8 protein-coding genes and 1 pseudogene are annotated in these 13,901 nt (G+C 51.8%); 1 reads left to right on the forward strand and 8 read right to left on the reverse strand.

The window, feature by feature from the left end; all coding sequences use genetic code 11:
• Window positions 1-145 precede the first annotated feature (145 nt).
• The 5 genes and pseudogenes from nrdD to G4551_RS02740 form a co-directional block, all read right to left on the reverse strand.
• Entirely contained in the window at window positions 146-2,284 is a 2,139-nt protein-coding gene (gene nrdD, locus G4551_RS02720) for an anaerobic ribonucleoside-triphosphate reductase (protein WP_003839582.1), read from the reverse strand.
• A gap of 377 nt (window positions 2,285-2,661) precedes the next feature.
• Window positions 2,662-3,246, reverse strand: coding sequence for a fructose PTS transporter subunit IIA (locus G4551_RS02725; RefSeq protein WP_003839584.1), 585 nt, complete (start codon window positions 3,244-3,246; stop codon window positions 2,662-2,664).
• 3 nt (window positions 3,247-3,249) lie between these two features.
• Window positions 3,250-4,959: a sugar phosphorylase gene (locus G4551_RS02730; RefSeq protein ID WP_003839586.1), complete on the reverse strand. Its 1,710-nt coding sequence runs from the start codon at window positions 4,957-4,959 to the stop codon at window positions 3,250-3,252.
• Window positions 4,956-7,565, reverse strand: a pseudogene (locus G4551_RS02735) (glycoside hydrolase family 38 N-terminal domain-containing protein). The gene G4551_RS02730 and the pseudogene G4551_RS02735 overlap by 4 nt, the downstream one beginning before the upstream one ends.
• A gap of 1 nt (window position 7,566) precedes the next feature.
• The gene (locus G4551_RS02740) at window positions 7,567-8,976 is read right to left on the reverse strand and encodes a PTS fructose transporter subunit IIC (RefSeq protein WP_071524311.1); all 1,410 of its coding nucleotides are present in this window, start codon (window positions 8,974-8,976) and stop codon (window positions 7,567-7,569) included.
• A gap of 180 nt (window positions 8,977-9,156) precedes the next feature.
• Here G4551_RS02740 and G4551_RS02745 point away from each other — a divergent pair, with 180 nt between their 5' ends.
• Entirely contained in the window at window positions 9,157-9,816 is a 660-nt protein-coding gene (locus G4551_RS02745; protein WP_003839591.1) for a MurR/RpiR family transcriptional regulator, read from the forward strand.
• Window positions 9,817-9,820: 4 nt separating this feature from the next.
• Here G4551_RS02745 and G4551_RS02750 read toward each other — a convergent pair whose 3' ends face one another.
• From G4551_RS02750 to treB, 3 genes are all read right to left on the reverse strand, one after another.
• Window positions 9,821-10,564 carry an oligogalacturonate-specific porin KdgM family protein gene (locus G4551_RS02750; protein ID WP_003839593.1) on the reverse strand — a complete coding sequence of 248 codons (744 nt, stop codon included), beginning with the start codon at window positions 10,562-10,564 and terminating at the stop codon, window positions 9,821-9,823.
• A 161-nt stretch (window positions 10,565-10,725) separates the two neighbouring features.
• Window positions 10,726-12,378 carry an alpha,alpha-phosphotrehalase gene (gene treC / locus G4551_RS02755; RefSeq protein WP_003839595.1) on the reverse strand — a complete coding sequence of 551 codons (1,653 nt, stop codon included), beginning with the start codon at window positions 12,376-12,378 and terminating at the stop codon, window positions 10,726-10,728.
• Window positions 12,379-12,427: 49 nt separating this feature from the next.
• Window positions 12,428-13,846 (reverse strand): PTS trehalose transporter subunit IIBC, encoded by a 1,419-nt coding sequence (gene treB / locus G4551_RS02760; RefSeq protein WP_003839598.1) that lies wholly within the window; start codon window positions 13,844-13,846, stop codon window positions 12,428-12,430.
• Window positions 13,847-13,901: the final 55 nt, after the last annotated feature.

The following is a 13,901-nucleotide window of genomic DNA, read 5'->3' on the forward strand; positions in this document are numbered from 1 at the left end:
CGTTAGCTGCATTCGTGCGCCCGAGTCACTTACTTATGTAAGCTCCCCGGGACCCACTCATTTGCTGCCTTGCTATGACGTGAATTGCGTTGCGGAAAAAATGGCCCGAAAAGCATCGCATTGCCGGGCAATAATACTGTCGAAATTAACCTATCTGCCCATTACCCAAATGCTTAACGCGGCGCTTCACTTCTTCCTGCTTACCGGCGTTAAACGGACGGGCGTCCGGGCTGCCTAAATAACCGCAGACGCGGCGGGTGACCGACACGCGCGCGGCGTCGTGGTTACCACATTTCGGGCAGGTAAAGCCTTTGCTGGTGCACTCGAACTCACCGGTAAAGCCGCACTCGTAGCATTCATCAATTGGCGTGTTGGTCCCGTAATACGGCACGTGCTGATAGCTGTAATCCCAGACGTCTTCCAGTGCTTTCAGGTTGTGCTGAATATTCGGGTATTCGCCGTAGCAAATGAAGCCTCCGTTCGCCAGCGGCGGGTATGGCGCTTCGAAATCGATCTTGTCGTACGGGTTAACCTTTTTCTCCACGTCGAGGTGGAAGCTGTTGGTGTAGTAACCTTTGTCGGTAACGCCTGGCACCACACCAAACTCGGCGGTATCCAGACGACAGAAACGATCGCACAGGTTTTCACTCGGCGTGCTGTACAGGCTGAAGCCGTAGCCGGTCTCGTCTTTCCACTGATCGACTGCCTGACGCAGGCGTTCGACAATGGCGATAGCTTTGGCGCGAAGCTGCTCACTGTCGTACAGATGTTTGTCGCCAAACAGCGCGTTAATGGTTTCGTGAATGCCGATGTAACCCAGCGAGATGGACGCGCGGCCATTTTTAAAGATTTCTGACACGTCATCGTCCGCTTTCAGACGCACGCCGCAGGCACCTTCCATATACAGGATTGGGGCCACGCGAGCTTTCACGCCTTCCAGACGCGCAATGCGGGTCATCAGCGCTTTACGTGCCAGCACCAGTCGATCGTCGAGCAGTTTCCAGAAGGTGGCTTCATCGCCGTGGGCTTCCAGCGCGATACGCGGCAGGTTGAGGCTGATAACGCCGAGGTTGTTACGCCCGTCGTGAACCTGTTCGCCGTTCTCGTTTTCCCACACGCCGAGGAAGCTGCGACAGCCCATCGGCGTTTTGAACGAACCGGTCACTTTAACCACCTGATCGTAGTTCAGGATGTCCGGATACATACGCTTGCTCGCGCACTCCAACGCCAGCTGTTTGATGTCGTAGTTCGGATCGCCAAACTTGTGGTTCAGGCCGTCGCGAATGGCGAACACCAGTTTCGGGAACACGGCGGTTTTACGATTTTTACCGAGGCCCGCAATGCGGTTACGCAGAATGGACTGCTGGATCAAACGTGATTCCCAACTGGTTCCCAGGCCAAAACCGAAGGTGACGAACGGCGTCTGGCCGTTAGCGGTATGCAGGGTATTCACTTCATACTCGAGGGACTGGAATGCGTCGTAGCACTCTTTCTCGGTACGGGAATGCGCATAACCGTCGGCATCCAGGATCTGCCACTCTTCAGCGGTTTTGCGATGCTTGTTAAAGCTCTCGGTCACGAATGGTGCGAGAACTTCGTCAATACGGTTAATGGTGGTACCGCCATAAATATGGCTGGCAACCTGCGCGATAATTTGCGCGGTGACGGCCGTCGCGGTGGAGATGGATTTTGGCGGCTCAATCTCCGCGTTACCCATCTTAAAGCCCTGCGTCAGCATGCCTTTCAGGTCGATCAGCATGCAGTTAAACATTGGGAAGAACGGAGAGTAGTCGAGATCGTGATAGTGAATATCACCACGCTCGTGCGCCTGGACGACATCACGCGGCAGCAGGTGCTGACGCGCATAGTGTTTGGCGACGATACCGGCCAGCAGGTCACGCTGCGTCGGGATCACTTTGCTGTCTTTGTTGGCGTTTTCGTTCAGCAGAGCAGAGTTGGTTTGCTCAACCAGACCACGAATTTCCTGGTTCAGACGGCCACGCTTTTCACGCTGTATATCACGGTCGTGGCGATATTCGATGTACGCACGGGCGAGTTGTTTGTACGGACCAGACATCAGCTGGTTTTCTACCGCTGTCTGGATCTCGTTGATATCGACCTGGCTGCGCTCATTCATCTGGCTACTAACGACTTCTGCGACGGTGGCACAGTAATCTGCGTCATCGACTCCCGCTGCTTTAGCTGCACGCAGAATGGCTTCTTTGATGCGCTCTGATTTAAACGGCACTTTACAGCCATCTCGTTTCATCACATGCGGTGTCATGATCACTCCATATTTATAAGAACAGGTTATCCACAGAGGTTGGGGAAGCGGCCATGGCTTTATTCATCTCTATTGCCAATGACTTCCCGCAATCCTGACCCACTTTATCCACAATTTCACCGTAAAGCGGTGCACTGTAGTTGTAGCAATTGTAGTCGATTAATACAACATATTGGGTCGGCGTGCATTTTAAGTTCTATATGTAGTGATTTGCATCAAGGATGTTTACGATTTATTTGATGTAGCGCAAAGTAAAAATCGGAGCGTACAGATGACGGGCAGTACAGCGATTGTAAATTGTGGGCAGAAAATTCTGATTAATTATTCAACAAAAACAGGAAGGTAAAGCCGGGCAGGCATCTGCTGCCCGGAACACACTATGACGACAGCGACTGCATCCAGTGGATACCTGCATTAATGAAGGCTGCCGAGGCGACGAGACCCAGAATGAGTGGTACAAGGTAACTGCTCTTCACGCGGTTTTCTGGCACTTCCTGAGCTGGTGTCGTTCCAGTCGAGAGCAGCGCCAGTACTTCTTCGGCAGACGTAGCGTTAAGCATGGCGTTTCGCATCTCATCCTCAACCAGCGACGAGGTGAGCTGGGTGAGCAGTTGCATATGCGTTGTACCCGCTTCATTTGGCGGGATCGCCAGCAGGAATACTAACCGTACTGGTTCAGGCCCTTCAAGACCCGGCCACAGTATTGGCTCGGGAAAAAGGGCGACGCAGAACGACGCCTGCACGACGGAATCACATTTTCCGTGAGGGACGGCCAGCTCTTCTCCCAGCGCGGTTGGTCCTTCATTTTCACGGCGCAGAACGCTGTCAATAAAAGCGTCTTTATTGGTAATGAGTCCGCATTCAGACAATGCTGAAGACATATACCGGATGATCGCATCGGGAGACGATTGCGGCGGATCGATAAAAATTAGCGTCTGACGAGTCAGTGTAGACAATTCCATGTTTTATGCCTCCGGTTGCGCTTTGACGTGGATCCAGATCGTTTGCCAGCCCGCCAGTTCGCAAACGCCATTAAAGGGGGTTCCTGTCAGGAGATCTGTCCCCGTCACGGGTAAGAAAAGTGTTTGTGATGCGCCAGTGACATTCACAATACCGTAGACAGTTTCTTCCTCTGTCTGGTGGTGGCGTTTGACGCCAAATAGCGCATCCGGCAGTGTAAGGACTTGCTGAGCTGCTGCCGGTGAGAACGCGGGATGTTGTTGGCGAATGCGCAGTAATGTCGTTAGTGCGGCATAGATCTTCGCTTGTCGGGATTCTGGCGTGACTAATGCCTGATGCGTGGTGGCGAAATCCAGTTTTTCACGGTTAATACGGCGATTGATCCCTGACGCGTTCAACCCTGCGATATCATTTTCGCTACCGAGAAGGCTGTGGTAGTAAATTGCAGGAACGCCCTGCAACATAAAGAGGATGGCGTGAGCGGCGGCAAATCTGGCAACCTGCGTGTCGGGAGCTTCTCCCGGTTCGCTTAACGCGCTCAGAAAGTTAATGTTCATCTCGTACGGCGACTGGCTGCCGTCTGGATTGGTGCGCCAGGAAATTCGTCCTTGCCTACGTTCTACTTCACTGACCAGGAACGCTTTTTCTTCCGTCGAGAGGATGTTTTCGACAGGTCGCAGGCCAATGCCGTCATGGCTAGCGAGGAAATTGAAAAATGTAGTGTTGGCAGGAAAGGTTTCTTGCTCCAGGCTTTGCGCCCACTGGCGTAGCCAGCGTGCGTTGCCGCGCAGGCAGGCATGCAGTGTCAGCGGTGGTAGCGGGAATTGATACACCATATGAGCCTCATCCCCGGCACCCAGATAGCTGATGTTTTCCTGATGTGGCACATTGGTTTCGGTAATCAGCAGGCAGTCAGGCCAGATCTCTTCCAGGATCGCCCGCCAGAGTTTGATTACCTGATGGGTTTGCGGCAGATGAATGCAGCGGCTGTTTTTCTCTTTCCACAAGAAACCGACGGCATCGAGTCGAATTGCCTGGGCACCGCGTGAAGCATATTCCAAAAGAATATCAATACTTTCCAGTAAAACCTCGGGTTCACGGAAGTTAAGATCGATTTGATCGGCGCTGAATGTGGTCCATATATGCGCCGTTTCCCCTGTTTTAAGCGTGAATGGCGTTAATAAAGGAGATGTACGCGGACGTGTGATCCGGCTGTAATTTTCATCCGGATCGGCGTTGATAAAGTAGTTCTGGTAGCGAGGCTCACCATGCAAATAGCCCTGGAACCAACGGCTTTGCTGTGAAATATGGTTAATCACAAAATCGAACATTAAATTGAAATCGCCCGCCAGCGCGGCAATATCTGACCACTGCCCAAGATGGGGATCAACCTGTCGGTAATCCACCACGCTAAAACCGTCATCGGAGGTCCACGGGAACATCGGCAGCAGGTGAATGTCACTGATCGTCCCCTTCAACCACAGTTTTGCAAACTGGTGGAGAATCGATAGGGGATTTTCCCCTTGCGCGCAGATGCTATCGCCATAGGCGATCATCCAGATACGGCTTTGATCTAACGGAATCGTCGTTTGCGTTTTGGGTTTCCAGCGTTGGATAAGCTGTTCAATCTTCGCTGCGATTGCCTGATGATCCGCTTGCGGATAGAGCTGTGCCAGCGTGTCGCGGATAAATGCTTTATGTGGGGAGATATTCATACTTTTGCGTCACGCTCCGGCAGTGAGAAAAGGAAATCGCATGTGGCGAAAGGCGCAATTTCGCGGCAGTGCTTAACGGGTTCTTCCAGATAGTTAATCTGCGGCATTTCTTGCAGCAATGGTGGGAGTTCAACAGGATGCTCACCGGCATTGAAAATACGTAATATTGTTCCATTTATCGTCTGGGCGTGTGGCAGCGCCGAGAGCATAAGCGGCTCAGGCAACGTCAGCAGACTGAAAGTTTCTGGCAGTGAACGCGGTGTGAAATTGAGCGTGAAGCGCTCCAGACGGTTGTCCAGCGTATTCAATTTCTGGTTCTGCCAGCTGAAAGGCTGACGTAAAGCTCTGGCCTCAAGGCGGCGTAATGTCAGATGGTCGGCACGCTCGCTAAGTGTCAGGGTCAGGCTAAAGATCAGGGGCTTGTGGAGCTGGGCCTCGGGCGTGTAAACGACGGTATTATTGATGCCGGAAGCGCGTCCGGGGCGCCAGGCCAGATCGTCGCGTCCCAGAACGCCTGTCGATTTGAAGAGCGTCAGCGCCACCTGTGATGTTGCGTTTTGCAGGATCTGATACTCTTTCATGCCCAGGCTGTTTATAACCAGAGCGTTGTCGTTTTCCGCAATGGCGATAATTCCTTCGCTGGTTTCGATATCGACAGGTTTCTCACGATAGTTTTGCTGCCAGTTCTCAGGGGCGTCGGCAATGGGGCGGTGAATAATGCCGAAAGGCTGAGAGGCTATTGATTCCTGAGTATGAATATCGCTGTTGATCAGCAGGCGCAGGCGGTGGTCGCAAACGTTGTTTTCTAAACGGGCATCAATAAAAAGATGGGCTTCGCCCTGACGGAGTTCGCAAACAACCTGTACCGGGCATTCTTGTGTTGCGCGTTGGCTTAATGAATAGGGCAGGTTGAGCGTGATGCCCAGCGTTAAGCGCTCGACGTGCTGGCTCTTTTCGCAGGCGAGAAGTGTGAAATGATTGAACTTTTGGGGGATATCATCTTGCAGCGGTGAAAAATCATAACTGTCACCTGCATCCGCACAATCTTCGAAGGTCAGCAGGTCGGAGAGAGTTCTGCCGGTACGTTTATCCCGTAGTGTCAGTGTTCCGTCATCAAGGCTTAGTCGATAATGGTCATTTTCAATATGGTTTTCGGCATAAGGGCGCAGCGTAGAAACCGTGTGCGTGCCCTCGCGAACGGCAATATTGATATAACCCAGTGCGGGCAGTTCCTGCGTGTCGATAGCGACCTGCGAGCGATAATAAGGCGGAAGCTCAACCTCTTTTTCTCCCTGCGGCGTAACCTGAATCACGCGTCCACCGGAAAGCTCTGTTTGTTCAATAATGCTAAATGAGAGAGTCTGCTCGCCAGCGCAGAGTTCAAGGGATGGTGTGCTGGTATATAGCGTGGCGTTGACAACCCCGGACCAGGGCGTCGCGCCAGGGTTCACCACAAAGAGGTCGTTCTCCTGGCTGCTGGCAATGGCCAGCTCTTTAATCACCAGATTCTACAGGCTATGGCTGAGCTGTTCCGTCTGTTCCAGGCGATGCAGAATATCCCGGTTGGTGGCATCACTGTTACACCCGCCTATGGAGTCATGGGCATGGTTGCGTAACAGGTTTTTCCAGATTTGATCAACCCACTGGAGGTTGACGTGAATATCATGATGGCGGGCCAGCGCAATAGTCGGTTCCAGCTTGCCCAACAAAAATTGTTCGATATCGTAATTTTTCTTTTTAATGTCGTAACGAACGGAGCCGATGGTTTTGTGGATCCGGGTATAGCGCGGGGATTTCAGTTCGCCTTGCCAGCAGGTAAATCCATCGGCTTGCTGACGAAGCGTATCAACAAACGCTTCCAGCGATGATATCTGGAACCGATCGCCTGTAGGGGAGCGTTCGCTGACCGTCTGCAGAATCTCGGGTAACAGAGGATCAATATTGACCTGATCGCCGCCGCAGGGCAGGAGTAAGTCATGCAGACCGGCGCGTTGGCGGATGAGATTCACCATTGGAAAGATTTTTTCCTGCAGGTGGGCATCGTCCGGTTGAATATTTTTGGCTGCCCCGTAGCCAAACAGCATTGCGCAGGCAATGACTTGCGAACCTGACGGCGCACGCCAGATAAACTGGCTCTGTGCAACCTGCGTGTCATGATCAATGCCGCGCCAGAACACGATGTTGTCCAGGTTGCATCCGCGAAGCAGCGTCGGGAGCTGGCTGTTATGACCAAAGGTATCGGGCAGATATCCCACCATCATGGCGTGGCCCAGTTTACGCGCGGAAAGTATGCCGTACTTCAGGTTGCGGATAATCGATTCGCCGTGAACGTTGAACGTATCCGTCTGGGTGTACCACGGGCCGATGTAAAGCCGCTTGTTTTTGACCAGCAGCTTCAGGCGGTCAGCGTATTGCGGATTGACGGCCAGAAAATCCTCAACCACGGCGGTTTGTCCGTCGAAATGGTAACAGGTGTAATCGGCGTAACGTTCTAATGTATCAATAACATCGGCAAAGTTTCGCGATGCCAGGATATTGCTGTCCTGCAACGTGAAATACCACTCTTGATCCCAGTGCGTGTGGGCGATGACATGGATATGACTCATTTTACTTTCCTGAATTTGTTGCCAGTTTCGGGCTGAAGAAAAGTACGCCCAACGCGCACACCAGAGAGCCTGCGAAAACGCTTACCAGATAGCCGGTGACGTTGGTGGCGAGCGGCCATCCCCAAACGGCAGGTAGCGGTAAGGATTGTTTGACACCTAACGTTGTGGCGATGAATGCGCCAGACATTGCGCCGACCATAAAGACGGGGATCAGACGCGGGTTTTTCAGAATAAAGGGGATCGCGCCTTCGGAAATGCCAATGAATCCCAGCAGTAGTGAGGTACTACCGATAGTTTTTTCTTCATTATTGAACACATCAGGAAGACCGAAGCGGTTATTGAGCAATGCGGCAATGCCGACGCCGATTGAAGGGATGACGATAGCCAGTTCTCTGGCTGTTAAATCGAAGGTATCGCTCACGCCGTTAAGTCCCAGCGCCACCGACCCCGCAGCTTTGTTAATTGGCCCGCCGAGGTCGAAAGCGGTACCTGCTGCGATCATCAGCGAGTAAAAGCTGCGCCCGGAGTCTCCGGCGGAAGTAAAAAAGGCCACCATCGCCTGATTCAGCGCGCCAAAAATGGGGTTAATCAGATACTGCATCACAATAACCAGTGTAATACCGGTACACAGTGGCACGATCAGCATGGTTTTTATGGTGGTGATTTGCTGACGTACTTTTATTGTATCGTTGAGCCATTGCACCAGATGACCGACAAAAAAGCCGATGGCGATTGCGCCAAAGAATCCCGAGGGCATAAAACCTTCGAGATTAAAAAAGCGCTTGTAGACTTCGTCAGACATAATTCCGCCGATAAGACCAGGTATCAGTGCGGGTTTCCCGGCAATTGAAAAGGCGAGGTACATGGCAAATACCGGGTACATAAACTTGATGACCATAAAGCCCAGTTTATCCAGCACCTCGAACGGCGTTCCGGCGATGGGAATAAATTGCCCGGTTATTTTCGCCACCGCCATAAGTAATCCACCGAGAACGACAACAGGCAGCATATAGCTGATTGCTGCCATAATATGGCCAATAAATATCTGCCATGCGGAACGATGCTCTTCGGGTTCGTCAGTTATTTGGGTGGAGCCTTTGCTCAAGGCTAGCGCCTGGCGAATATAGCGCTCGGTATTCTTAATCAGTTCCTGGGTACGAATTTTAAGATGTAGCGTGTTTGCGAATCGTTCAGCATCCTGGATAGGAACGTCCGTTGCCAGTATGACAGCGTCAGCGCTGGCGATATCTTGCCGGGAAAGCTTATTTTTGACCCCATCGCTTCCTTGTGTTTCTACCTTAACGTCAAAGCCATTTTCTTTCGCCCAGGTGACAATTTTGTTGGCCGCCATAAATGTATGGGCGATACCTGTAGGGCACGCCGTTACTGCAACAATTTTTAGTTTTGTCATTGTAAAATCTCTAAAAATAGGACTGCGGAAATTATAAAGAGAAATAAAAGAACCATTAAACGTTTGGTGATACTAATTGCGTATGGGCATACCTGTATCCTGATAGTGTGATTCGCATTGCAGTGTCAGGTATAAGATACGAGTATGATTATTCTATCTTTAGTTAAAGAGTGCTGTTTTATGAATTCTTTTCAAGGTAGTGAAAGATTAATATTCGAATATATACAGTGCCATGCACATGAAATTTCTGATATTTCCGCTAAAGTGATTGCGACCGAGACCTTCACGACGACGACGTCGGTGAATCGGGTGTGTAAGAAAATGGGGTATCAGAGTTATACCGAACTGCGTTATAAATTTTCACGAGACAGACGTGTTGCCGAACCGGTAAAATATAGTGTTGGCAACGAAAAAACAGAACTAATTATACAATTATGTAACCTGCTGAGTAATTCAAGTCATATATTTTTATATTCACGTGGTGCATCGCTGACCAGTTTGAATTACCTTTCTCGCTTTCTTTCACTGGCGAGTTTACCCCATTTAATTCTCAATGATATTCATCAGCTTACCCGGGTCTCGCGAGGAACGCTGGTGCTGATCAGTAAATCGGGAGAAACCGCTTCTTTAGTTGAGATGGCAAGAAATGCTTTGCGAAAAGGGCTAAAAATAATTGCGATTACCAGGAGAGAATCGTCGTTAGCGGCGCTGGCTACGCTGTGTTGGCCCCTGGACATTGATATCGATGCGATTTCCTTGTACCAACGGGAAGGTCAACTGGAGTTGTTGACCGTTGTTGACCGCATCGGTTGCTATTTGTTGCAACACGATGCGGCGTAAAACATCAGAGTTGCTTAACGATACCCAGACGCACGGCGTAATCATTTTCATGATTTCCGTGGTCATTGATGTAGGTTTTATCAAGAGACACTAGCTCAACATACGGGGTCCAGCCATCGTCCAGTTTATAATTGAACGCCACGGTATGCTCCCAATACGTATCATCACCCGTTCCCTGGTCGACACCATCCTGCCAGCGGAAGCGGGGATTATAAGACATGCCAAACTTGCCGATATTATAGGCAAACCAGATATCGAACTGGTGAGATTGACGGCGAGTGTAACCGCTGCCGTCTAATTCTCTGTCACTGTGTGAGTCATTTACGGTGTTATAGCGATAACGCGCGGAGAGATTAAGTCCATTATCAAAAGACTTCCATCCCTGAATAAAGGGACGGTAATGCGTGTTGCTGGTGGTAAATACAGTAACCATCCCCGGCGCAATTGCATAACCATCGCCTAAATCAAAACGCCAGCGTGTTTCTATTTCTTGAGCGGCTTCAGTGACACCTTTATCATCGGGGTCGTTACGATCGGTATCGCCAAAAAATGTGTCATTGTGATTTTGTGCAGCCTCAACGGAAAAATAAAATCCATTATCGGCCTGGTGCATGACTTTAATACGTGAGTCATTAACGTCAGAGTTGGTGTTATGACCAAAGCGTAAATCAACAGCAGTATTTCCACACCATCCCTGGCTGCTAATCAGTAATGCTGAAAGAGAACATGTTCTAATAAGATTTTTCATAATATCCTGCCGGGTTATATAATAAGAGGCAGGGGTATTTTTGTTTTATTCTCCAGCGCTTGTAAATTTTATCATGGTACATTTCAGGTATCGCTATACGTCACTCCTGAATTGAATAATAAAAGATACGGATAAAGATGCTTATCCGTATCTTTGCGGCGTTACTTCTGCAACCACCAGACGGCCTCAAAAGGACGTAGTGTCATGTCCCCAGGTTGGCTGGCGACCTCGGCATAGTTGTGCATCAGCACCTGCCAGTTTCCATCGGCCAAGGCTGGCTGCCAGTTCTGGAAGTCATCGCTCAGATTAGCAATGACCAGCAGCCGCTGCCCTTGCCACTCGCGTTGGTAACACCACAGATGTGGGCTGTCCGGTAACAGATCCTGATAGTTGCCCCAGGTAATAACTGGCTCCGCTTTGCGCAATGCGATCAGTTTCTGATAGGTGTAGAACACCGAGTCGGTATCGTTCAGTGCTGCAACCACGTTGATCTCCGCCGCGTTGTCACACAGATTGATCCATGGCTCGCCCTCGGTAAAGCCCGCGTGTTGGCTGGCATCCCACTGCATCGGCGTGCGGCTGTTATCGCGGGATTTACTGGCGAGGATCGCCAGCAGTTCGTCGGCATCCCGCCCCTGACCGTTCAGTTCGGCAAACATGTTATGGCTTTCCACATCGCGATAATCGGTAATCTGGCTGAAGTGCGGGTTGGTCATGCCGATCTCTTCACCCTGGTAGATATAGGGCGTGCCCTGCATGCCATGCAGCACCATCGCCAGCATTTTGGCCGACGGAATGCGGTATTTACCTTCATCGCCAAAACGCGACACGATGCGCGGCTGATCGTGGTTACACCAGAACAGCGCGTTCCAGGCCTGATTGTGCATGCCTTGCTGCCAGTGACGGAACAGGGTTTTCAGCGCGACATAATCGGGTTTGGCTAACGTCCACTTCTCACCGTTGGGGTAATCCACTTTCAGGTGGTGAAAGTTAAAGGTCATCGACAGTTCGCTGCCATCGAGCGCGGCGTACTGCTGGCAATTTTCCAGTGTGGTGGAAGACATCTCGCCCACCGTCATCAGGCCGCGTGGCGTGAAGACGTCGCGGTTCATCTCGCGTAAAAACGCATGCGCGCGCGGGCCGTCGGTATAAAAACGCCGCCCATCGCCGTCGGGATCGTGCGGGAAGTCCTGATCTTTAGAGATAAGATTCACCACGTCGAGGCGTAATCCGTCCACGCCGCGATCGGCCCAGAACTCACAGACTTTTTTTAGCTCGGCGCGTACCGCCGGATTTTCCCAGTTCAGATCGGCCTGCTCCGGAGCAAAGAGGTGCAGATAGTACTGCTCGCTTTCGGCGTGCCAGCCCCAGGCGTTACCGCCAAATTTGGAACGCCAGTTATTCGGCGGGCTGTCTGGCGTGCCGTCGCGCCAGAGATAAAACTGACGATACGGGCTGTCTTTATCCAGCGCTTCACGAAACCAGGCGTGCTGGGTTGAGGTGTGGTTAAACACCATATCGAGAATAATACGGATGCCGCGCGCTTTCGCCTGCGCCACCAGTTCGTCAAAATCTTCCAGCGTACCGTAGGCCGGATCGACAGACAGGTAATCCGCGACGTCGTAACCGTTATCAACCTGCGGCGAAATATAGAACGGCGTCAGCCAGATGGCATCAACGCCCAGTTTTTGCAGATAGTCGAGGCGCTGCGTCACGCCGCGTAAATCGCCGGTGCCGCTGCCGGTAGTGTCCTGAAAACTCTTGGGGTAAACCTGATAGATAACGCCGTTTTGCCACCAGTGGGGAATATTCATGGTTGTTTCCTGGAAATACGCTGGGGCGCAACTGCGCCCCGAAGAAAAGTTAGATAATTTGTAATGTGCCCAGACGGTATTTACGCTGGTAAACAAATGAGGTCAGTATCATTGGGATAACAATCGCAATGACCATCGCCATGCCAAATACCTGCCAATAAGTCGGCTGGATGGAGAGGATGCCCGGCAAACCGCCGACGCCAATCCCGTTTGCCAGCACACCGTTCAGGCCGCACAGCAGTCCGGCGAGACCGGAGCCGATCATCGCGCACAGCATCGGGAAGCGGTATTTCAGGTTGATCCCGTACATTGCTGGTTCAGTTACTCCAAGATAAGCAGAGATCGCGGCAGGAACGGAGATTTCACGTTCGTTGTGCTTGCGACTGGAGATAATGATCCCGACCACCGCAGAAGCCTGAGCGATATTCGACAGTGCGATCAGTGGCCATACCGGCGTGCCGCCCATGCTCTGAATCATCTGCATGTCGATAGCCAGTGTGGTCTGATGCACACCGGTGATCACCAGCGGGGCGTACAGGAAGCCGAACAGAGCCGCGCCAATCGGAGCAAAACTGCCGGTCAGCAGATGGCGGACCGCAAACGCGACACCGTCGCCGATCATGCGGCCAAACGGACCGATAAAGGCGTGCGCAAGGAATACCGCAAGGATCAGCGAACACACCGGGACGATCACCAGATACAGGTAATCCGGCACGATGCGCTTCATGCGTGTTTCAATAAACCCGAGCGCCAGCCCGGCCAACAATGCCGGAATGACCTGCGCCTGGTAGCCCACTTTCTCAATGCTGAACAGGCCGAAGTTCCACACTTCCGGTACCTGCTGACCGAGCAAATAAGCGTTCATTAACTGCGGTGAAACCAGGGTTACGCCCAGCACAATACCGAGGATCGGCGTACCGCCCATTTTCTTCACCGCCGACCAGCAGATTCCGACCGGCAAATAGAAGAAGATCGCCTCGCCAATCAGCCACAGGAAGTCGTAAAGGGTTTTCAGCGAAGGATGCATCTGCGCCAGCGTCTGGCCATTGCTCATCGGCAGATCGCCGATCACGTTACGAAAACCTAAGATCAAGCCGCCGCTAATCAGCGCGGGCAGCAGCGGGAAGAAGATCTCCGCAAAATGAGAAATCAGCTGTTCATGCCATTTCATATTCTGCCGCGCCGCTTTTTTCGCCTGCTCTTTGTCGGCGCTGGCTTGTCCGGTAGTTGCCAGCAGTGCTTTGTAGTAATCACCTACCTCGGTGCCAATCACCACCTGAAATTGCCCGGCGTTGGTGAAGCAGCCTTTGACCATCGGCAACTGTTCGATCTCTTTCGGCCTGGCGTTCGCAGGCTGATTCAGCACAAAACGCAGGCGAGTAATGCAGTGACTTACCGTGGCGATATTGTCGCGCCCGCCTACCAGCTCAATCAGCCGGTCGATGTCTGCTTGTTTTATTTTGCTCATGATGACGTGTGTTCCCCGTAGGCCGGATTAGACGCGTTAGGTCGCCATCCGGCAA

The sequence above is a fragment of the Citrobacter freundii ATCC 8090 = MTCC 1658 = NBRC 12681 genome, from assembly GCF_011064845.1.
Taxonomy (GTDB): Bacteria; Pseudomonadota; Gammaproteobacteria; order Enterobacterales; family Enterobacteriaceae; genus Citrobacter; species Citrobacter freundii.

What these genes read in the sequence shown, in the direction of transcription:
- G4551_RS02730 (WP_003839586.1), bottom strand. Translation starts at nt 4,959, where the DNA reads ATGAATATCTCCCCACATAAAGCATTTATCCGCGACACGCTGGCACAG.
- treB (WP_003839598.1), bottom strand. Translation starts at nt 13,846, where the DNA reads ATGAGCAAAATAAAACAAGCAGACATCGACCGGCTGATTGAGCTGGTA.
- treC (WP_003839595.1), bottom strand. Translation starts at nt 12,378, where the DNA reads ATGAATATTCCCCACTGGTGGCAAAACGGCGTTATCTATCAGGTTTAC.
- G4551_RS02725 (WP_003839584.1), bottom strand. Translation starts at nt 3,246, where the DNA reads ATGGAATTGTCTACACTGACTCGTCAGACGCTAATTTTTATCGATCCG.
- G4551_RS02740 (WP_071524311.1), bottom strand. Translation starts at nt 8,976, where the DNA reads ATGACAAAACTAAAAATTGTTGCAGTAACGGCGTGCCCTACAGGTATC.
- G4551_RS02745 (WP_003839591.1), top strand. Translation starts at nt 9,157, where the DNA reads ATGAATTCTTTTCAAGGTAGTGAAAGATTAATATTCGAATATATACAG.
- nrdD (WP_003839582.1), bottom strand. Translation starts at nt 2,284, where the DNA reads ATGACACCGCATGTGATGAAACGAGATGGCTGTAAAGTGCCGTTTAAA.
- G4551_RS02750 (WP_003839593.1), bottom strand. Translation starts at nt 10,564, where the DNA reads ATGAAAAATCTTATTAGAACATGTTCTCTTTCAGCATTACTGATTAGC.